This is a genomic window from Arthrobacter sp. DualSoilB13 (assembly GCF_055389195.1).
Genome location: NZ_AP035865.1, coordinates 4092450 through 4113936, shown reverse-complemented (window position 1 = coordinate 4113936; position 21487 = coordinate 4092450). Strand labels below are relative to the sequence as shown.

Below are 21487 nucleotides of genomic sequence, written 5' to 3'. Positions count from 1 at the left end.
CTATGGTGTGAAGCGTGTCACTCATGGTGGCGCAACGCTTTTGATCTGCGGCGGGAGAGTCCTGCCGGTACATCCAGTCAGGCGCCGTAGGAGCAAATCCTCCCCAGGAATCTCTCAGGCCCATGTACCGCCGCGGTTAGGCAACTCTGGAAAGCAGTCCGGGCAACCGGGCTCACCGACGGTGCAAGCAGGAGACCATCCCTGCGGAATCTCTCAGGTCCAATACAGAGCGGGGAGGAACCCCACATCATCGTGGCGCTCAGTGGGCGCCTGAATCATGGAGTTCCTCTTGACTGTTAAATCAACCCCCACCGCCTTCGCGGACCGGCATATCGGCGCCAGGCGCCAGGCCGACGTTGACACCATGCTCAAGGCCATCGGCTACGACTCTGTCGACGGCTTGGTGGACGTCGCGGTCCCCGATTCCATCCGCCAGGACACAGCGCTGAAGCTGAACGATGCCCTCACCGAGGTGCAGGTCCTCACAGAGTTGCGCAAGCTGGCTTCGAAGAACAAGACCGCCGTGCAGATGATCGGCCAGGGCTACTACGACACCGTCACGCCCCCGGTTATCCGCCGCAACATCCTCGAAGCTCCCGCTTGGTACACGGCCTACACCCCGTACCAGCCGGAAATTTCCCAGGGTCGCCTTGAAGCGCTCCTCAACTTCCAGACCATGGTCCAGGACCTCACCGGACTGCCGGTGGCGAATGCTTCCCTGCTGGACGAAGCAACTGCTGTTGCTGAAGCTGTGCTGCTGATGCGCCGCGCCAACAAGAACAAGACGGCAAAGGACGGCAAGACCGTCCTGGACGCTGACCTTCTCCCGCAGACCATCGCCATCGTGAAGGGCCGTGCCGAGGCGCTGGGCTTCGAGGTGGAGATCGCTGACCTGTCGGCAGGTCTCCCGGAAGGCGACATCAACGGCATCGTGCTCCAGCAGCCGGGCGTTTCGGGCCGGGTGTTCGATCACACTGCGGTGATCGCCGACGCCAAGGAACGCGGAGCACTGGTCACCGTCGCCGCCGACCTGCTGGCGCTCACCCTCATCACGCCCCCGGGCGAGCAGGGCGCGGACGTCGCCGTCGGAACCGCCCAGCGCTTCGGAGTTCCGCTGTTCTTCGGCGGCCCGCACGCTGCCTACATGGCCGTCCGCGAAGGCATGGAGCGCACGCTTCCCGGCCGCATCGTGGGCGTTTCCAAGGACAACGCAGGAGTGCCCGCCTACCGCCTGGCGCTGCAAACCCGCGAGCAGCACATCCGCCGCGAGAAGGCGACGTCCAACATCTGTACCGCGCAGGCTTTGCTCGCCATCGTTGCGTCGATGTACGCGGTGTACCACGGCCCCGAAGGCCTGAAGGCGATCGCTGAAACCGTCCACGGCCATGCCCGGGTTTTGGCTACCACTCTGCAGAAGGCCGGCCGTGAACTCGTCGCCGATTCCTTCTTCGACACCCTCACGGTCCGCGTCCCCGGCAAGGCGGACAAGGTCATCGCTGCTGCCGAAGCCCGCGGCATCAACCTGCGGCTCATCGACGCAGACACCGTGGGGGTTTCGGTGGATGAAACCACGACGCCGGAGGTCCTGTCCGCGGTGGCCGTCGCCTTTGGTGCCGGCCCGGTAGGGGACGCAGTAGGGTTCGAACTGCCCGCAGACGTAGTCCGCACCTCTGATTTCCTGCAGCACCCGGTGTTCAACACGCACCGTTCCGAGACGCAGCTGTTGCGCTATATCCGCAAGCTGTCCGATCGGGACCTCGCGCTGGACCGAACCATGATCCCCTTGGGATCGTGCACCATGAAGCTGAACGCCACCGCGGAAATGGAAGCCATCTCCTGGCCGGAGTTCGCGTCAATCCACCCGTTCGCTCCGGACCACCAGACAGCGGGTTGGCGCGAACTGATCGAAGACCTCGAGGCCGACCTCACCGAGATCACGGGCTACGACCAAGTTTCTATCCAGCCGAACGCCGGTTCCCAGGGCGAGCTCGCGGGCCTGCTGGCGATCCGCGGCTACCACCTGTCCCGTGGAGACCAGCAGCGCAATGTCTGCCTCATCCCGGCCTCGGCTCACGGCACCAACGCTGCCTCCGCGGTGCTGGCCGGCATGAAGGTTGTTGTGGTGGCCACGGCTGCTGACGGCACCATTGATCACGCGGACCTGGCCGCCAAGATCGAAGCGAACAAGGACGTCCTGTCCTGCATCATGATCACGTACCCGTCCACGCACGGTGTGTACGACGCCGACGTCCGCGAGGTCTGCGACGCGGTCCACGCAGCGGGTGGCCAGGTGTACGTTGACGGCGCCAACTTGAACGCGCTGGTTGGCTTGGCGCAGCCGGGCAAGTTCGGTGGAGACGTGTCCCACCTAAACCTGCACAAGACCTTCTGCATCCCGCACGGTGGCGGCGGACCGGGCGTTGGCCCTGTTGCTGCGAAGGCACACCTGGCTCCGTTCATGCCAGGCGATGCGAACAAAGCGACGCACGAGGAAGGACACGGGGTGGCCATCTCGGCGTCCCGCTATGGTTCTGCCGGCGTTCTGCCGATTTCCTGGGCGTACGTGAAGCTCATGGGCGGCCAGGGTCTCACCGAAGCCACCAAGTCCGCGCTGCTCGCAGCCAATTACGTTGCCTCCCGCCTGGATGAGCACTTCCCGGTTTTGTACACGGGCGAGGGCGGACTGGTAGCCCACGAGTGCATCCTGGACCTCCGCGAGCTGACCGCACGCACGGGTGTCACGGCCGAGGACGTTGCCAAGCGCCTCATCGACTTTGGCTTCCACGCTCCCACGCTCGCGTTCCCGGTTGCGGGGACGCTCATGGTGGAGCCCACGGAGTCGGAAGACCTTGCCGAGATCGACCGCTTCATCGAAGCCATGATCACCATCCGTGCCGAGATCGAGCAGGTGGCCAGCGGTGATTTCACTGTTGAGAAGTCGCCGCTGCGCAACGCGCCGCACACGGCTGCCGCCGTCGTGAGTTCCGACTGGGACCGTGAATACCCGCGTGAGCAGGCCGCCTTCCCGGTCCACCACCTCAAGCAGGAGAAGTACTTCCCTCCTGTTGGCCGCATCGACGGCGCCGCCGGTGACCGCAACCTCGTGTGCTCCTGCCCGCCCCTCGAAGATTTTGAAAACTAAGGACTCCCCACATGTCTGAGAACTACACCGCTCTCTACGAGCAACACAAAAAGGCCGGCGCGTCCTTCACCGACTTCGGTGGCTGGCAGATGCCCCTCAAATACGAATCCGAGCTCGCCGAGCACCACGCTGTCCGCAAGACCGCGGGTTTGTTTGACCTCTCCCACATGGGCGAAGTCTGGGTCACCGGCCCCGACGCGGCTGCTTTCCTGGACTACACGCTGGTGGGCAAACTGTCCGCCGTCGCGGTGGGCAAAGCCAAGTACTCACTGATCTGCAACGCAGACGGTGGCATCATCGATGACCTCATTACCTACCGCCGGCCCTCTCCCGAAGAAGGCGTGGACAGGTACCTGGTGGTGCCCAACGCCGGGAACGCGAAGGTAGTCGCTGCCGCGCTGAAGGATCGTTCGGCCGGTTTCGACGTCGTGGTGGAAGACGCGTCGGCCGAGACATCGCTGATCGCCGTGCAGGGTCCGAACGCCGAAGCGATCCTGCTTGCTCTGGTCCCGACAGAGCAGCACGCTCTGGTCACCGAGCTGAAGTACTACGCAGCCGTGGAGGTCTCCATCAACGGGCAGGACCTTTTGCTCGCGCGTACCGGATACACCGGCGAGGATGGCTTCGAAATCTACCTCCCCAACGTCGATGCGGCTGGCCTTTGGGAAGCCCTGCTCGACGCCGGCGAAGGCCACGGTCTCATCCCCGCCGGACTCGCTGCCCGAGACTCCCTGCGACTGGAAGCCGGGATGCCCCTCTACGGCAACGAGCTTTCCCGGCACGTGAACGCCTACGCTGCAGGGCTGGGCCCGGTGGTTTCCCTGGCCAAGGAAAGCGACTTCATTGGCCGCGATGCACTGACAGCCATCAAGGCCGCCGGCGTCGGATCCACTCTCGGCCAGAAGCTCGTGGGCCTCAAAGGCGCTGGACGCCGCGCCGCCCGCGCCCACTACTCGGTCCTCAAGGACGGCTCCCTGATCGGCGAAGTCACCTCCGGCCAGCCAAGCCCCACGCTCGGCTACCCGATCGCGTTGGCGTATGTCGACGTCGAACATTCAAAACCCGGCACGATGGTGGACGTCGACCTCCGCGGCAAGGCAGAAGCCTTCGAGGTTGTTCAGCTGCCGTTCTACAAGCGCCAAAAATAGGAGTTTTTGTACACATAAAGCCCCTATGAGGCCCCTTTGAGGGCATCAACTGTACAAAAACTCGAAGAGAGAGAAGGAATTGAAATGAGCAAGGTAGTTGCTGAATTGAAGTACTCGGCTGAGCACGAGTGGGTTGCCGTTGATGGTGACGGGCCTGTGGGGATCGGGATCTCCGCGGTTGCCGCTGACGCCCTGGGCGACATCGTGTACGTGGACCTGCCGGAGGTTGGTTCCACTGTGACCGCGGGGGAGACCTGCGGCGAGGTGGAATCCACCAAGTCCGTGTCCGATCTGTACTCGCCCGTGACGGGGGAGGTGACCGAGATCAACGACGCCGTTGTCAGCGATCCGGCGCTCATCAACAACGATCCCTACGGTGCAGGCTGGCTGTTCAAGGTGGCCGCAACGGAAGAAGGGCCGCTCATGTCGGCCGAAGAATACGCTGCAACGAACGGTGGAGAACTGTGAACCCGGTATCTGTAACTGACTACCAGCAGGTGGTGTCGGCGTCGTTGGACGCACAGCTCGCCGAGCTGGACCCCGAGATCGCTGCGAAGATCGACGACGAACTGGGTCGCCAGCGCGACGGCCTGGAAATGATCGCGTCCGAGAACCACACAGCCGTCGCTGTGATGCAGGCTCAGGGCTCGGTGTTGACCAATAAGTACGCCGAAGGTTACCCGGGCAAGCGTTACTACGGTGGCTGCGAGCACGTAGACGTGATCGAGCAGCTGGCCATCGACCGGATCAAGTCCTTGTTCGGGGCCGGGTACGCGAACGTGCAGCCGCACTCTGGAGCGCAGGCCAACGCCTCGGTGATGCACGCGCTGATCAAGCCCGGCGACACCATCATGGGGTTGAACCTCGCCCACGGCGGGCACCTGACGCACGGCATGCGCATCAACTTCTCCGGCAAGCTCTACAACGTGGTCCCGTACGGCGTTCGCGAGGATACGCACACCGTGGACATGGCCGAGGTTGAGCGCCTGGCGCAGGAACACAAACCGGCACTGATCGTTGCCGGCTGGTCCGCATACGCGCGGCAGCTGGACTTCGCTGAATTCCGCCGGATCGCTGATTCTGTGGGCGCTTACCTGATGGTGGATATGGCCCACTTCGCCGGGCTGGTGGCCGCCGGGCTGCACCCGTCCCCGGTCCCGCACGCGCACGTCACCACGTCCACCACGCACAAGACCCTCGCCGGTCCGCGCGGCGGCATCATCCTCTCCAACGACGCCGACATCGCCAAGAAGATCAACTCGGCCGTGTTCCCGGGCCAGCAGGGCGGACCACTTGAGCACGTCATCGCGGGCAAGGCTGTCGCGTTCAAGATTGCCGCTTCGGAGGAGTTCCGTGAGCGCCAGGAACGCGTCCTGGCCGGTTCCCGCATCCTGGCCGAGCGCCTAATCCAGGAAGATGTGGCAGCCAAGGGCATCTCCGTTGTGTCCGGCGGAACAGATGTGCACCTGGTTCTCGTGGACCTGCGCAACTGCGAACTCAACGGCCAACAAGCCGAAGACAGGCTCGCCGCGATCGACATCACCGTCAACCGCAACGCCGTCCCGTTCGACCCGCGCCCGCCCATGGTCACCTCAGGCCTCCGCATCGGCACCCCTGCGTTGGCTACTCGCGGATTCGGCGAAGCAGCCTTCCGGGAGGTCGCGGACATCATCGCCGAAGTACTGATCGCCGACGCCGATGCCGACCTTTCCGGGCTGCGTCACCGCGTTGAGGTTCTTGCGAAGGCGCACCCGCTGTACCCGGGTGTAGCTAACCTCTCGCAGTAGCCCGGCTGGTTTGCCCTTCGGGTTCGCCTGTTGGGTTCGCTCGGGACGCCAGGTCCACAGGGGCCGACGTTCCACTCACCAGTGTTGGGGCCGGGCGCGCTTGTCAGTTTGCTTGGGAAATTATTCCTGGCCGATTCGGGGGTTCCCTGCGCAGTATGCCGTGCGAACGGCATATTGGGCAGCGAACCCCCGGAATGGCGAGGCGCGGTGCCGAGGGGCGGCGTCGGAGGGGGCAGTCGGGCTCGTGGTTGGTGGTTGGTGTTTGGGGTTTGAGGGTCCGCTCCGTTTGTTGGGGGCGGGGCGGGTTCTATTCGTTGTACGTCGTTAGGAAATGACCATGGCCGTTGGGGTCTTTGATCTGTTTACTGTGGGTATTGGCCCGTCGAGTTCTCATACTGTGGGGCCGATGCGGGCTGGTGCGGTGTTTGCCCGGGAGCTCCGTGAGTCCGGGGTGCTCGAATCCGTTGCAGGCTTGCGGGTTGATCTCTACGGCTCCTTGGCCGCCACGGGCAAGGGACACGGGACGTTCACAGCTGTCTTGCTTGGACTTGAGGGCTTCGACCCCGAAAAGATCCTGCCCGCTGAGGTAGAGGAGCGGCTGGCATCCATTGCTGAAACGGGCAAGCTCAATCTGGCCGGCGGGATCCTCCTCGACTACACCCTGGAGGATATGGTTCTTCATCCGTTGACGGTGTTGCCGCGGCATACGAATGGGATGAAGTTTCAGGTCTCTGATGCTGAGGGGAACGTTCTCAGGGAGGCGACGTTCTTTTCGGTGGGTGGTGGGTTCATTGTCCGGGAGGGTGAGGAAGACGCGGCCCTGGAGGATCTTGAGGAGTCGAAGAAGGAGTTGCCGTTGCCGTTTAGGACGGCGGCGGAGTTGATGGGCCGGTGTTCGTCCAAGGGGTTGGGCATTAGCGACATCATGTTCATCAATGAGCGTGCCAGCAGGTCTGAGGAGGAGATCCGTGAGGGTCTTCTGCATATCTGGGCCGTGATGGAGGCCTGTGTTGAAACGTCGTTGAAGCGTGAGGGTGTGTTGCCCGGGGGTTTGAAGGTTCGTCGTCGTTCTCCTGATTGGTTGGAGCGGCTCCTGAAGGAGGACAAGGACCGGAATGATCCGAAGTATTGGCAGGAGTGGGTGAATTTGATCGCGTTGGCGGTCAATGAGGAGAACGCTTCCGGTGGCCGGGTGGTGACGGCGCCGACCAATGGTGCGGCGGGCATTATTCCGGCGGTGTTGTATTACGCGTTGAACTATGCCCCGGGCATGGACAAAGCTACCCAGCGGGACCGGGATGATGTGGTGGTGAAGTTCCTGCTGGCTGCCGGTGCTGTGGGGGTTTTGTATAAGGAGCAGGCGTCCATTTCGGGTGCTGAGGTGGGGTGTCAGGGCGAGGTGGGCTCGGCGTCGTCGATGGCTGCTGCCGGGTTGGCGGAGGTGATGGGCGGTACGCCGGGTCAGGTGGAGAACGCGGCGGAGATCGCCATGGAGCATAATCTGGGGCTGACGTGTGATCCGATCGGGGGGTTGGTGCAGATTCCGTGTATTGAGCGGAACGCGATCGCGGCGGCGAAGGCCATCAACGCGGCGAAGATGGCGTTGTGGGGGGATGGGACGCATCGGGTGTCGTTGGATGAGGTGATCGTGACCATGCGGGAGACGGGCAAGGACATGTCCCATAAGTACAAGGAAACCGCGATGGGCGGCCTGGCCGTCAACGTCGTCGAATGCTAAGTGGCACACCACCATGCATTGCGAGGCCCGCTCTGCGCCCTAAAACGCCCGCTGAACGTGCAGAGCAGGCCTCACAACTGGAAAATCAACACAAAGGAACGTCATGACACTCGCACCTGAAGGCCGTAAGTTGCTGCGCGTTGAGCAGCGTAACTCGGCGGTCCCGGTTGAACGTAAGCCTGAGTGGATCAAGGCCAAGGTCCAGATGGGTCCGGAGTTTGTCCAGCTCAAGAACCTGGTGAAGAAGGAAGGCCTGCACACGGTGTGTGAAGAGGCCGGGTGCCCGAACATTTTTGAGTGCTGGGAAGACAAGGAAGCGACGTTCCTGATCGGCGGGTCCGAGTGCACGCGGCGCTGTGATTTCTGCCAGATCGATACCGGCAAACCCTCACCGGTGGACATGTTCGAACCCACCAAGGTGGCCCGCTCGGTGCAGGCGATGCAGTTGCGGTACGCCACGGTGACCGGGGTGGCCCGTGATGACCTGGCCGATGAAGGTGTGTGGTTGTACGCCGAGACGGTCCGGAAGATCCATGAGCTGAACCCGGGTACGGGGGTGGAGTTGCTGATCCCTGATTTCTCCGGCAAGCCCGAGCACATCGCGGCGATCTGTGATTCCAGGCCCGAGGTGTTCGCCCATAATGTGGAGACGGTGCCGAGGATTTTCAAGCGCATCCGTCCGGCGTTCCGGTACGAGAGGTCCCTGGATGTGATCACGCAGGGCCGGGATTTGGGCATGGTGACCAAGTCCAACCTGATCCTGGGCATGGGTGAGACCCGCGAGGAAATCTCCGAAGCCCTGAGGGACTTGCACGCGGCCGGCTGTGACCTGATCACGATCACCCAGTACCTGCGCCCGTCCGAGCGTCACTTGCCGGTGGACCGGTGGGTCAAGCCGCAGGAGTTCGTGGACCTCCAGCACGAGGCCGAAGAGATCGGGTTCCTGGGCGTCATGTCCGGTCCGTTGGTGCGGTCCTCGTACCGTGCCGGGCGCCTCTGGGCAACCGCGATGCGGAAGAAGGGCCGGGACATCCCCGACGAGCTCGCCCACATCGCCGAGGGCATCCAGGACTCCGGCACCACCCGCCAGGAAGCCTCCACCATCCTCGCCGCCCACGGCTAAACACCCGCACAAGCATTTCGCTGGCCACCAAGTTGCGGGCCATCACAACAGCAGTAGTACGACGGCGGTCGGTTGCCTCTCAGGGGCGACCGGCCGCCGTCGGGCGTGAGTCCTAGACACTAGTAAAACTGTCCGTCAAGGAGCCGACACAATCGAACACCAGCGCAGTTTTTGCTCAAGACGAGCACAATATTCGCGCACTCGCGCCACGGTTCGGGCGTTGGCGGCGGCGACGGCTGTGTCCATATTTTGGACACAGCCCGGGGAAGGTGAGTACTCGACGCACCGCCGAAGCTGGGTATACCTGCGGGGGGCCAAGTAGTGAGGCGGAAAAACTAAGTACCGGCATCGCACAGGTGGGTATCTTTCGACTCCCTGTTCGAATGAAAAGAGAGGTACCCGGAAACCTAGCCACGGCACTTGCGCTGACTGAACCATTGGGGACATCGCTTCATCCGACAACAACGATCGGATGCTTGGGGGTTGCGACGCGGCTCCCCGGGACGTAGATCAACCAAGGAGTCTTATCATGCGCAAGCTTTCCAAGAAGAGCCGGGTCACCGCAGCCGTCGCAGGTGTGGCATTGGTAGCAGTGGGTGGCGGAGCCGCCTACGCCTACTGGACCACCACCGGTTCAGGCAACGGCACGGCAACCAACTCGGCCGGCGGCGGAACGGTCACCCTTCACGCGAACTTCGCAGGAGGACTCGCGCCGGGCAACCAGGTTGATGTTGCCTACACGGCCGACAATTCGACCACTTCCAGCACCGTGGTGGGCGCCCTCACCGCCAGCGTGACCACAAACGTGGCTGGCTGTCTTCCGGAGTGGTTCCAGGTCACGGCCGTCACCAGCAACAGCCCGGTCGCGGCCAACACCACAGGAACATCCGTGGGCGCCGGCGTCCTGAAATTCAAGGACGAAACGGTGAACCAGGACGCCTGCAAGGGTGCAGTCGTCAAAATCACCGTCACCAGCCTGTAGCTCAGGACCGCCGGGGACCACTTTGCCAGTGGTCCCCGGCCTACGCATTTCTGCCCGCAGCACCGAACACGTCCGAAAAGAGCTTCCATGGACCACCGGCCAACGCGAACAATGCCGTTCCACCGAACACGAGTGCCTCTCCGCGCGCTGATACTTGCGCTCGTAGTTGCTTTCGTCCCGGTGGCGGCCCTCGCGGCAAGCAGCGGGCAGGGGACCTCGCAAGGGAACCAGGCGAAGGACAGCAAGGGAATTACCGTGACGCTGTCACCCTCCAGCCGCACCGTGGACCAGGGGCAGTCCGTCACGTTCACGGTGGCTGCGACATCCACCGGGGGCTTCGCCGGCCCGGTGACCTTCGCGGTCGCGGGACTGCCGGCAGGAGCGACAGCCAGCCAGTCGCCGTCGTCGGTTAACCTCACGTCCGGTAGCACCGCACAGGTGACGCTGACCGTTGCCACGGCAACCACGACGCCGGCCACGAAGACCGACTTCACCGTCAAGGCCGGCAGCGGGACAACCGTGTCCAACACGGCACCGGGACAGCTGCAGGTTTTGGAGGTCAAACGGAACTTCGGAGTTTCCGGTTCCGTCGTCGGGCTCCTGGCCCCGGGGGTTTCCCGCGGAGTGGACCTGCAGATCAACAACACCAACAACAAGAGCATCGCGGTGACGAACTTGAGCGTGCAGATCAGCCAAGTGGTCAGGACGCCCGCCGCTGTGGCCGCTAATCTGCCGTGCACGGCCGCGGATTACCACATCGCCCAATACACAGGGTCATACCCACTCACCGTTGAGCCGGGCATCAGTTCACTTTCACGCTTGAACGTGCCGCCAGGGAAGTGGCCGCAGCTCAAAATGCTGGACACCGCCCAGCTTCAGGATGGTTGCAAAGGCGCGACCCTCAAGCTCACGTACTCCGGCACGGGACAGGCGAACTGACATGACTGCGACAGCCCGAACTCCGCGCACTCCAAACACAGGACGCCTGGCACGAACAGCCGCTGCCACCGTGGCCCTCTGCATCCTGGGCGGCGCAGGGACCGCGTACGCCTACTGGGCTACCAGCGGAACCGGCAGTGGATCAGCAACGAATGGCACCATGCAGACCGTCACGGTGGACGCGCTTATCCCGGGCGATACCCTGCAAACCAGCCTTGCACCCGGTGGGACCGCCGACGTCATCTTGCGAGCCATAAACCCCAATTCCCACGCGGTGACCATTTATGGCATCGCGGGCAATGGTGCCGTCACCGCCGACGCAGCCCACCCCGGTTGTGCCACCACAGGCGTCACCTTCACGCCGCCTCCCATTCCTTTGTCACCGCCGATAACTATCCAGGCAAACAGCTCCATCCCGCTGACGCTTCAGGGGGCGGCAAGCATGAGCGCTGCTTCGCCGTCTGCTTGCCAGGGCGCCCAGTTCACTGTTCCCGTCACCATGGAGGTGCGGAAGTGAGTCGGCATCGTCAGACCACCAACATCGGCACCTTTGGCCGGTGGCATCGCATTGCCTTAATCGTGGTGGGAATCCTCTTCGTCTCCTGGGGAGGGCCCGCTGCCGTTGCTTTCTGGGGTTCGGTCAGTGCCGGCTCCGGACTGGCAAAGGCTGATGCCCTTAGCCAAGGCGCGAGGCCAACTACTACCGTTTCCGGCACCAGCGTGACGGTCGCCTGGACCGCTAGTACGACGGCGGCAGGACGGCCCGTAACCGGCTACAGCATCGCGCGCTACGGTTCCGCAACGGGAGGTACAAAGGTTCCGGCAACGGGCAGCTGCAGCGCAACCGTTGCAGCACTGAGCTGCGTTGAAGCCGGCGTCCCGGCCGGGACCTGGTACTACGCGGTGACTCCCCTGCTGTCCCTCTGGCAAGGAGCCGAAAGCCTGCGAAGCAACGCAACCACTCCGGTTACGGACACCACTGCGCCGGACGCGCCAAGTGTGAACGCACCCGCCGCCCTTAACGGGACAACTGCTGCGGAAGTTCTGGTCAAGGGCGCAGCCGAACCGAACTCGACGATCACCCTGACCATCTCCGGCGCAGGAGCGCAGCCCAAAATCCAACAAATAGGCACCGACAGCTCTGGCAAGTGGACGGCTGCAGTGGTTGATCTCCGTGGCTTCGGTGACGGAACCATCACCTATTCTGCGAGGGCAACGGACGCAGCAGGAAACGTCAGCCTCGCAGGGTCTGCGACCTCATCAAAGGACGCAACAGCGCCCAAGGTTACGGGCGTCAGACTGAACAACGGTGGGAGCAGGGATGGGAAGATCGACCCGGGCGATACCGTGACGCTGACGTACTCCGAGGTTCTTAAAGTCAGTACAGTCAACACCGCATGGACTGATTCGCCGGGTGGATCACCTACCCAAAATGTGACGGTCAGTATCAACTCAGGCAACGTGCTCACGGTCAGCGCCGGCAGCTCGCCGACACTTACGGTGGGCAGCGTGGATCTGGGAGCCATCTACGGGCCGTCACCAGGAGTCCTGACGTACTCCGGGTCAACCCTGGTTTGGGATGCCACGGCAAAAACACTCACCATCACCTTGGGTGCAACTGTTTCGGGCACCCCAAGCAACGCAAATCGAAGCGCGCTAGCGGCGACGTACACGCCCGCATCTGGAATCACGGACTTGGCCGGCAACCTACTGGCGACAACCCCGATGGCTGGAGCAGCGTCAAACTTCTAGTCCCAGGGTCCCGGCCATGTTTCAAAGATAGTGCCCCTCGTACACGTGATGAGGGGCACTATCTGCGCCCAATACCCGGGTAGCCCTAAATGCCGGGCGTAACCTTGAAGCGGACGCCAGCGCCGCCGTCGTACGTTTGGTCCTGCGACGAAAGGCGAGCCGCCCCTTGAAGGCTGTAGCGGAAATGTTCACGATGGGTCCTGGAAACAAGGACCACCATCCCGCACTCCGCTGCGCTGTAGGTGTGTTTGTTCCGTTGATTACGTTGACGTTGCTGGGACGGCTGGATCTGGCCGTGTTTGCTTCGTTCGGGGCGTTCACCGGTATTTATGGCAGGAACGAACCTCACAGCGTGCGCTTCCGCAGCCAGTTGCGCGCCGGCGGCTTCATGCTTCTCATTATTCTTCTGGCCACGATGGTTGCCCGCCTGGCGCAAGCAGGGGGCATGGATGGTGCAGCATACTCCTGGCTACTCACGGCAGCGACCACACTGGTTGCCGGCGCCTGCTCCGTGGTGGTTGCAGCGTGGCGGCTCCGGCCCGGTGGCTCCTTGTTTCACATCTTCGCCTTCGCTGCCATTGCCTCGATCACGGCTCAGCCTCCCTTCTGGGAAGCCATGCTGGTGGCGGTGGCGACTACCGTGTTTTGCCTGCTGATCGGTATGTCATCGCGGATCCTCAAAAGCCACCGGACTCCGTGGAAGCGGCCCCCGCCCATTCGTCACACTGCGGCCGAAAAGCGTGCCATCTGGCTTGAGGGTGCCGGCTACCTGGTGGCCGCAGGGCTGGCGGGAACCATCGCTACGTTGGTGGGGGAACGGCTGGGGTTCGGGCATACGTACTGGGCCATGGTGGCAGCTGTTGTTCCGTTGGTGGGTCACTCCACACGGCACAGGGTGAGCCGTGGCATTCAAAGGATCGCAGGAACGGTGATTGGGCTGGTCTTGCTCGCTGGCATTCTCTGGCTGAATCCTGCGCCGTGGGTCATGGTTTTGGTCATTGCCGCGTGCCAGTTCGGGGCGGAGATGTTCATTGCACGCCAGTATCTGGTGGCCCAGGTCTTCGTGACGCCGTTGGCGTTGATTGCTACTCTGCTGGCCGCGCCGGTGGATCCTGCTTTGCTGCTGCGGGACCGCATCATCGAGACCGTCATTGGCGCCGCCGTCGGTGTTGCCGTGGTAGTGGCGCCGGCTGTTTGGCGGCGTTTACGGGCGGCAAATTCGGGCGCTTAGCCTCAGGAAAAACGGATGCGGTCAGCGCCGCCCGGGCAAATCACTTAGTATCAATTGCTTAGACAATCTAGATACATGTCTACCAAAGGACCGGTGATGAGCGACAAAAGTGAACGTCAGGGCTATTGGTACGGGCTGGAAAGCCGCAAGCGGATGGGTGCTGTTGACGTGTTGAATGCACTGAGGGACTATCGCACGGCCGAGGCTGACATGCGTCGTCGAACCCAGGCGGCCATGGGCATGGGTGAGACGGACCTCATGGCATTGAGGTATCTGCTGGAGGCCGAGCGCGCTGGAAGGGACGTGGGCCCCAAGGAGCTGACGGTGCGTTTGGGGATGACGTCTGCCTCCATGACGTCCCTGGTGGACCGCTTGGTCCGTTCCGGCTACGTCACTCGTGAGCCGCATCCAACTGATCGGCGCGCCCTTATTCTCAAGCCCACACCCGGGTCCGATCAGGAGGTTCGTAGCACCCTGGGTGACATGCATGCCCGGATGATGGAGGTCGCCGAGACCCTGGATCCCGAGGAATCGGCAGTAGTGGTGGACTTCCTGCGGCGAATGCGCGGAGCCATAGACAGCGTGGCCAAATAATCCGGACTGGACATTAAGTAGTAAGTACACATATAACTAGATAGCCAAGCTACTTACTAGGGAATGTGTGGGAGAGAACGATGACAGTCGCGCTGCGTGAACCAAGTTCTAAACCAGTGGCTGAAAACACCGTGGATACCGTCACGGAACAGACAATTCCCAGTGGACCCGTGCACTGCGGTTCGCATATGGCAATCTCCGCCGGACCATCCTACGACTCCATGCAGTGGGTCGCAGTGGAGCCGATCTGGCCCGAATGGGCCTGCGGGTGCGGCTTCCGCATGGACATCGACGCCTTGGACCCCGTGAGTGGTGTCTGGATCGCGGCTCTCCGCCGCCAGAGCCTGCAGCATGAACTGGCAATTGCGCAGAACACGCTGGAGCTGGCGTTCAAAAAAGCGGTCGACGCCGGTGTCGACCCTCGCGCTCTGGCCGAGGTGACCGGAGTCCCGGTCACCGAAGTCGACCTCCTCCTCAAGTGACGCTCCTTGAACGGGCGGCCGTCCGCGCTGATCGCGGGGCCGTCTGTACCGAACGCGCCGCTAAGAGGGAAACATCAACCACGGCAGTCGCAACAGCAACGTCCACGAGCATCGTCGCCGGGACTCCCGCCGCAATCGCCGTAGCCTCAAGTGACAGCCAACCGGACGTGGTCCTTGGAGGCCGCTACCGGCTCGGCACCCAACTGGGCGGAGGCTCGGAGGCTTACGTCAATGAGGCCTGGGACCTGGCTACCGGCAAAGCGGTTGCGGTCAAGATTTTCAGGTCCACGGATTCAGCGGATAACGCCCCTTTCCGGCGAGAGCTGGAAATCCACGGACGCCTGCGGCACAAAAACATTGTCAGGGTCCTGGACTCGGGAGACTCCCGCGACGCAGGAATCCACCATCAGGAAAGCCGCAGTTACGTGGTGCTGGAGCTGGTGGGCGGCAAGGATTTGCGCGGGATCATGCACCATAACCCGGCTTCCCCTGAACAAACGGCTGCCTGGATGACGGACATTGCCCGTGCCTTGGCCCACGTTCATCGCAGGGGAATCGTCCACAATGACATCAAACCCGGCAATATCCTGGTGGACTTCGCTTCCGACCCGCAAGGGCCGGGAATTGCGAAACTGACCGACTTCGGAATCGCGCTCAACGGACGCCACGCGGCGCCCAACTCTTCTTCGGGCACACCTCACTACCTCAGCCCCGAGGAGGTGTGCGGCGAAGCATCCACCACCGCCAGCGACATCTACTCACTGGGTTTGGTTGCGCTCGAATGCCTGACCGGGACCAAAGCGTTCCCAGGCACACCCTTGGAGTCCATGGTGGCAAGGACTCTTGGGGAACCCCGAATTCCCGGCACGGTGCGGCGGCGCTGGTCCATGGTGCTTCACGCCATGACTGATCCCCGCCCTGCCGGCAGGCCGTCTGCCAGCCAAACCGTCGGCATGCTCCGACGCCTCAGCTGGTAGCCAAACAATCAGGCAGATAGCGGCACACGTCCCCGTGCCGAACTGGGGCCTCCTTCAGGAAAGAGAGAATGAAAAATGGGAATCATTGGTTGGATCGTCTTGGGTTTGATTGCCGGCGCCATCGCAAAGGCCATCATGCCCGGTAAGCAGGGCGGCGGCTGGATCACCACCATCCTCCTTGGCGTCGTTGGCGCCGTGCTGGGTGGTTGGATCGGCAGCGCACTCTTCAAGGTGGGCATCAACGAGTTCTGGTCGCTTTCCACGTGGTTGCTGGCAATCGGTGGCGCACTGCTGGTCCTCATCATCTGGGGACTGTTCACGCGCAAGAAGGCGTAACTGCCCCAAGCCCAAGAGGCCCCGCCGCTGCACGTTCTGCAGTGGGGGGCCTCTTTGCTGCCCTCCGCACCTCACCCCGCCGGGTAGCCGAGGGCCAGGTCGATCAAGAGGCGGGCGCCGAAGCCAGTGGCACCTTTGCTTCTCCACAAGTCGTCCTTGTCCGACTGCATGGTGCCGGCAATGTCGATGTGCGCCCAAGGGGTCTCCCCAACGAACTCGGCCAAGAACAGCGCAGCTGTGGTGGACCCCGCGTAGGGTCCGCCCAGATTGGAGATATCAGCAACGTCGGAATCCAGCTGGGGACGGTAGGCCCGCTCCAGGGGAAGCTGCCACACCTGCTCGTCAGCACGGCTCCCGGACTCAAGCACCAGGTCCACCAGGCGTTGATCGTTCCCGAACACCGGAGCGGTGAGCTGCCCCAAGGACATCAGCGCCGCGCCGGTGAGGGTGGCTATATCCACAATGCCGTCCACGTGGTCCTCCACCGCCAGCGTCATGGCATCGCACATCACCAGGCGACCTTCGGCGTCGGTATTCTTCACCTCGATGGTGAGGCCGCTGCGGGTGGTGAGGACATCTCCTAACTTGTACGCCGAACCGGAGGGCATATTGTCCGTGCACATCAGGAACCCGGTAACGGCGGCCTTGCAGCCGAGGTCACGGAGAGCGGTGAAAACGGCCAGGACCGCTGCCGCCCCGCCCATGTCCATTTTCATGAGCAGGTGCATGGGATCGCTCGGTTTCAGGCTGACGCCGCCGGAGTCGTACATGATGCCCTTGCCCACCAATCCGAGGTGTCCTGTTGGCGATCCCTCCGGTCGGTAGCTGAGCTTGATCATGCGGGGCTCTTGGGCGCTGCCGGCATTGACGCCGAGGAGGCCGCCGCACCTGAGGTCGATGAGTTGTTGCTTGTTGAACTCCTCCACCGTGAAACCGAACCGATTGGCTAGCTCCTGCGACACCTCGCCCAAACCCGCAGCCGTGAGGTGGCTCGGCGGTGCATTGCACAAATCGCGGGCTATGTTGGTGGCGCGGACCTTCACCCGACCCGTGGTCAGCCCCCGTTCCGCAGCCGCAGTGTCGACGCCCGGGGCGAGGAACTGCACCTCACTCAGAGCCGTTGGCTTGGCCTTGCTCTTTAGTGTGTCGTAGCGGTAGCGGGCCAGCAGTACGCCCTCGGCCAAAACCTGCCCCAGGTGCTCGGCGTCGATTCCCGCAGTATCGGAAAGCTCAAATCCAATCCGCGCGTGGCGCTGCGTGGCGCGAACCAAGGCCGCGGCGGCCTTCCGCCAGCCGTCAGCGTCCAATGAGCCGGGTTTGCCGCCGCCGACCGCAACCACCAGCGTGCCCGAGGCGTTTGCCAACTGCAGCGTGGTTCCGGGTTTGCCGTCGAAGCCCGCACTTTCCAAGGTTTCCCGGTGCAGTCCGACCGACGCCGGAACCTCACCCTCGGAGGGGACAACCACGCCAAGGGCATCCAGCTGGCCAAAGCCGTCCACGAAGTGCAGCTCCGGTTCGTCGGCCTCAAGGGACGGGACAGCCGTGAAACCTTCAGGGATGAGTTTGTAGGGTTCGTGATTCACCGTTTCGCCTGTTCTGTAGTGGTTTGAGCCGCTGTAGTGGTTTGAGCCGCCGTGGTGGCTTGCGCCGCTGTGGCGGTGGGATGCGCCGTAACCGCTTGGTCCGCCGGGAGGCCGGGTTCCGGGATGGCATCCGGATCGTCCGGTTCGAGTTGCTCAGGGAGGTCACCCTTCATGCGTCCGGGCATGCGGCCTGCCGGGACAACCGCCAGCAAGGCAAGCCCGGACAACCCGAGGAGGGAGATCTGCAGGGCCCGAAGGCGAGCTTCCTCATTGACTTCGATCGCGGCCTCCAACTCGGCGGGACTGCTGACCCGGTCGCCGATGACGCCTTCAACTTGGGCATTGGTCATGAAGTCGGCCTCGTTGATGTTCACCTTGTAGATCAACTCCTGGGATACCTCCGGATGCGCGGCGGCGCCGCTGGCTATCAGGCTGGACAACATTCCGACGGCGAACGCGCTCGCCACCGCGATGCCCACACTGCCGGAGAGGTTATGGACCAGCCCGCGCCAAGCTCCGACGTCGCCGGCCAACTCGCGGGGAACCGCGCTGAGCAGCGTGTTGAACACCAAGGCGACGATTGCGCCTTGGCCAAGTCCCAGCAGAATCAGCCCCAGCACCACGAAGACCTGACCCCAGTCATTGCGGATGGTGAAGGCGAGCAGGATGAGTGCGCCGGCCACCACCACGAAGCCGCCCTGGGCGATGACGCGTGGCGGGAATTTGTCGTACAGGAAAGCCACAAAGGTGCTCGCGAGGAAGATCGACAAGGTGTAAGGGATGATCGAAAACGAGGTCTCAATGCTGGAACGGCCCTGAACGATCTGTATATACAGGGGGATCAGGAAGTTTGCGGCCGTACCAACAAACAGCATGATGGCCATACACGCCGTGACTGCGAGCTCGGAACTGGAAGCGAGCACCCTGAGGTCGAAGATCCGCGGAAGCTTGGCATCCTGGCGCTTCCTGATCCACGTGAAGAACACCTGGCCCATGATGAGCCCCAGGATGATCAGGAGTGGCGCGGGTGAGAGGCCGAGGATCTCGAAGGGTGCCTGGCTGGTGGCGAACCACGTACCCCAGGAGGACAGGCCGCTGAAACCGAAGCTCAGCAGGATGACGGCCACCGCGGCGATGATCGACCCCGTCCAGTCGATCTTCAGGTTCGGTTGCGCCGGGACAGTCTTGAGCCTGAAACTCAGCAGCAGGTTGATGGCACCAAGGACCACCATGAGACCAAACGAGTAACGCCAGCCGATGGTGGTTGCGAACCAGCCGGCAATGAGCAGCGCCAAAACACCCGCTGCCGGGATGGCCGCGGCCAGGAGCCCGATGGCTTTGGCTTGTTGTTGGTCCTTGTAATTGGTGGCGATGAAGACGGTGAGGGCCGGTGCGATCAGTGCAATTACCGCGCCTGAAGAAGCCTGGGCAATGAACAGCATTGCGGGACTGAGACTCAGCGCCACACCCGCCATGGCGGCCGCATGGATGGCCACGGCGATCTGGAACACCTTGCGCGTTCCGAACCGCGCGCCCAGCTTAGCTCCCAACAGGATGAAGGCCGCCATTGAAAACGTTCCGGCAGTGATGGCAGTGCCCACGGATGTAGCCGCAGTGTCCAGGTCGGTAGTGATGCCTTGCATTGAAACCGTCAAGGCGTTGACGGCGAACGATGCCTGGATCTGGGTGAGGACCACCACGATCAGGGGCAGCCAGGAAGCCGCCTTGACGGGTGGTGGGGTTTCTTTGGTGGTGCGCTCACTGGCCATGTCTTGCTCCTGGTGTGCTCTGTTGGTTGCATGGGTTTATTGGTGCTAGTTCTGAAGCGGCCAGATCACGGGCACCAGCAGGATGGCCACAGCTGCATAGAGGGCCATGATCGCCAGCCCGAACTTCCAGTAGTCGCCGAACCGATAGCCTGCCGGTTGCATGATCATCATGTTGGCCGGAGTCGCCACCGGCGTCAGTAAGGCAGCGGAGGACGCCACCGACACACACATCAGCACTGCGTAGGGGTTGATGGAGGACTCCTGCGCCACGGACAGGGCAATGGGGATGATGATCAGCGCTGTGGCCGTGTTGCTGATCAACTGCCCCAGGACGGCGGTGACCACGAATAGTCCCACCAGCAACAACAACGGGCCGCCATCTCCCACTACGGACACCATGCCTTCAGCCAGGATCTCGGCAGTGCCCGTCGAGGTGATCGCCGTGGACAACGGGATCATTCCTGCCACCAGGATGAGCGTGGTCCACGCCATGGAACGGTGGGCCTGCTGAACAGGTACCACGCGGAGTACCACCATGGCCAGCGCGGCCAGGAGCGCGGCGACCGGCGCAGGGACGAGATTGGTGGCCAACAGGACAACCATGACGCCGACGACGATCAGCGCCGGTGTGGCGCGGGGCCCCAACGGGACGGTCTGCCTACGGATGGTATCCGGCGAGTCCACCAGCAAGACGTTGTGATCCACTGTGTGCTGGTCCAAGGCAGACCAGGTTCCCTGCAGAAGCAGCCTGTCTCCGGCGGTGATGAGAGTGCGTCCCGACGATTCCGGCTCGCCCGGATGATGGTGGGCCAGCACCACCAGGTCGCCGCTTTCGGTGACCATGCCGGGGTAAGCCTCCGTGCCAACGAGGTTCGAACGGGGTGCGACCACCACCTCGGCTACTCCGTAGCTGCTGCTGATGAGCCCGCACGTCGCGTCGTCGTCCTGTTTCAGGCCATACCGGGCGGCAAGGGCGTTGATGGTTTGCTGTCCCCCTCGCACCACAATCTCATCGCCTCCTTCGAACACATCGCTCTCGGACGGCTTGCCGGCCGGGTCCTGAACGCTGATGAGGTGGAGATGACCGCCGTCGTGCTCGTCCTGAAGACACGCAACCGGCTGGCCCACCAAGGCCGAACCGGCGGGGATGCTGAGCCGGCTCAACCCATCGCCATCCAGATAATGGTTCATGAGCGTCTCACCATGGGAACCCAGATCCTTTGGGAGTGCCTCAGGTGTCCTGGTGGGCAAAAGCCGTGGCCCCAGCCAGAGGGTCAAACCGATGGTTCCCAACAACAGCGGAAGCCCCACCAGCCCGAACTCGAAGAACCCGATCCCCGTTCCGGTAGTGTCCAGCGCCGCATTGAGAATGAGGATGTTCACCGGTGAACCGGTCAGGATCAGCAGTGAACCCGCGTGAGCGGCAAAGGCCAGGGGCATCAACAACTCGGAAGGCCGCCTGCCCAGGCGAACCGCCAGCACAACCACCATGGGAAGCAACGCGGCAACTGCCCCATTGACACTGATGAGTGCCGTTAATAGGGCCGTAAGAACCATCATCAACACCATCAGCCGGGTCCGGCTCGTCCCCGAAAACCTGATGAGCAGGCTTCCCAACCATGTAGTAACGCCTGCGGCATCAATGGCCTCCGCCACCACGAACAGCGCCGCAATCAACACCACGGTCCCGCTCCCGAAACCGGCAAACGTATCGTCCAACCCCACAATGCCGGTGCCATACAAGGCCAAGGCCGCTCCGAGTGCCACTACCTCAACCGGCAGGCGGTTCCACACGAACGCCGCAATCACCACGACGAGCACCAGCAACGTGAGGGCGACGTCTGTCATGAGCGCCTTCGGTAACCCGCAGGATCTTTGGCCAGCATTCTCTCAGACTAGATCCG

The 21487-nt window shown here is 62.8% G+C and carries 18 protein-coding genes and 1 riboswitch; of the genes, 15 read left to right on the top strand and 3 right to left on the bottom strand.

The window, feature by feature from the left end:
- The first annotated feature begins 41 nt into the window (after positions 1-41).
- Positions 42-140: riboswitch (glycine riboswitch) on the top strand.
- 149 nt (positions 141-289) lie between these two features.
- The 15 genes from gcvP (at position 290) to ACZ5J0_RS18915 (ending at position 16231) form a co-directional block, all read left to right on the top strand.
- Complete coding sequence (gcvP, locus tag ACZ5J0_RS18985) at positions 290-3142, top strand: aminomethyl-transferring glycine dehydrogenase (protein WP_464093805.1); 2853 nt, start codon at positions 290-292, stop codon at positions 3140-3142.
- 11 nt (positions 3143-3153) lie between these two features.
- Complete coding sequence (gene gcvT, locus ACZ5J0_RS18980) at positions 3154-4290, top strand: glycine cleavage system aminomethyltransferase GcvT (protein ID WP_464093804.1); 1137 nt, start codon at positions 3154-3156, stop codon at positions 4288-4290.
- A gap of 84 nt (positions 4291-4374) precedes the next feature.
- Entirely contained in the window at positions 4375-4758 is a 384-nt protein-coding gene (gene gcvH, locus ACZ5J0_RS18975; RefSeq protein WP_017197389.1) for a glycine cleavage system protein GcvH, read from the top strand.
- Entirely contained in the window at positions 4755-6077 is a 1323-nt protein-coding gene (gene glyA / locus ACZ5J0_RS18970) for a serine hydroxymethyltransferase (protein WP_166841884.1), read from the top strand. Before gcvH ends, glyA begins: the two co-directional genes overlap by 4 nt.
- Before the next feature lie 337 nt (positions 6078-6414).
- Entirely contained in the window at positions 6415-7815 is a 1401-nt protein-coding gene (locus ACZ5J0_RS18965) for an L-serine ammonia-lyase (RefSeq protein WP_464093803.1), read from the top strand.
- Between the two features lie 103 nt (positions 7816-7918).
- Positions 7919-8938, top strand: a complete 1020-nt coding sequence (gene lipA / locus ACZ5J0_RS18960) for a lipoyl synthase (protein WP_464093802.1) — start codon at positions 7919-7921, stop codon at positions 8936-8938.
- 529 nt (positions 8939-9467) lie between these two features.
- On the top strand, positions 9468-9920 hold the full coding sequence (locus tag ACZ5J0_RS18955) for a hypothetical protein (RefSeq protein WP_464093801.1): 453 nt from the start codon (positions 9468-9470) through the stop codon (positions 9918-9920).
- A gap of 132 nt (positions 9921-10052) precedes the next feature.
- Positions 10053-10859, top strand: coding sequence for a hypothetical protein (locus tag ACZ5J0_RS18950; protein WP_464093800.1), 807 nt, complete (start codon positions 10053-10055; stop codon positions 10857-10859).
- A gap of 1 nt (position 10860) precedes the next feature.
- On the top strand, positions 10861-11376 hold the full coding sequence (locus tag ACZ5J0_RS18945) for a hypothetical protein (RefSeq protein WP_464093799.1): 516 nt from the start codon (positions 10861-10863) through the stop codon (positions 11374-11376).
- Positions 11373-12611, top strand: coding sequence for a hypothetical protein (locus tag ACZ5J0_RS18940; RefSeq protein WP_464093798.1), 1239 nt, complete (start codon positions 11373-11375; stop codon positions 12609-12611). Before ACZ5J0_RS18945 ends, ACZ5J0_RS18940 begins: the two co-directional genes overlap by 4 nt.
- Before the next feature lie 166 nt (positions 12612-12777).
- Complete coding sequence (locus ACZ5J0_RS18935) at positions 12778-13842, top strand: FUSC family protein (RefSeq protein WP_464093797.1); 1065 nt, start codon at positions 12778-12780, stop codon at positions 13840-13842.
- A gap of 96 nt (positions 13843-13938) precedes the next feature.
- Positions 13939-14436: a MarR family winged helix-turn-helix transcriptional regulator gene (locus ACZ5J0_RS18930; protein WP_223941217.1), complete on the top strand. Its 498-nt coding sequence runs from the start codon at positions 13939-13941 to the stop codon at positions 14434-14436.
- Between the two features lie 116 nt (positions 14437-14552).
- Positions 14553-14918 carry a hypothetical protein gene (locus ACZ5J0_RS18925; RefSeq protein ID WP_223941216.1) on the top strand — a complete coding sequence of 122 codons (366 nt, stop codon included), beginning with the start codon at positions 14553-14555 and terminating at the stop codon, positions 14916-14918.
- Positions 14915-15895, top strand: coding sequence for a serine/threonine-protein kinase (locus ACZ5J0_RS18920; RefSeq protein ID WP_223941215.1), 981 nt, complete (start codon positions 14915-14917; stop codon positions 15893-15895). Before ACZ5J0_RS18925 ends, ACZ5J0_RS18920 begins: the two co-directional genes overlap by 4 nt.
- Positions 15896-15970: 75 nt before the next feature.
- Complete coding sequence (locus ACZ5J0_RS18915; RefSeq protein ID WP_142937478.1) at positions 15971-16231, top strand: GlsB/YeaQ/YmgE family stress response membrane protein; 261 nt, start codon at positions 15971-15973, stop codon at positions 16229-16231.
- Between the two features lie 71 nt (positions 16232-16302).
- Here ACZ5J0_RS18915 and ACZ5J0_RS18910 read toward each other — a convergent pair whose 3' ends face one another.
- The 3 genes from ACZ5J0_RS18910 to ACZ5J0_RS18900 are packed head-to-tail and all read right to left on the bottom strand — an operon-like array spanning position 16303 to position 21431.
- Positions 16303-17814, bottom strand: coding sequence for a leucyl aminopeptidase (locus ACZ5J0_RS18910; RefSeq protein ID WP_464093796.1), 1512 nt, complete (start codon positions 17812-17814; stop codon positions 16303-16305).
- Positions 17811-19583: an MFS transporter gene (locus tag ACZ5J0_RS18905; protein ID WP_464093795.1), complete on the bottom strand. Its 1773-nt coding sequence runs from the start codon at positions 19581-19583 to the stop codon at positions 17811-17813. The genes ACZ5J0_RS18910 and ACZ5J0_RS18905 overlap by 4 nt, the downstream gene beginning before the upstream one ends.
- A gap of 45 nt (positions 19584-19628) precedes the next feature.
- Positions 19629-21431, bottom strand: coding sequence for an SLC13 family permease (locus ACZ5J0_RS18900; protein WP_464093794.1), 1803 nt, complete (start codon positions 21429-21431; stop codon positions 19629-19631).
- Positions 21432-21487 lie beyond the last annotated feature (56 nt).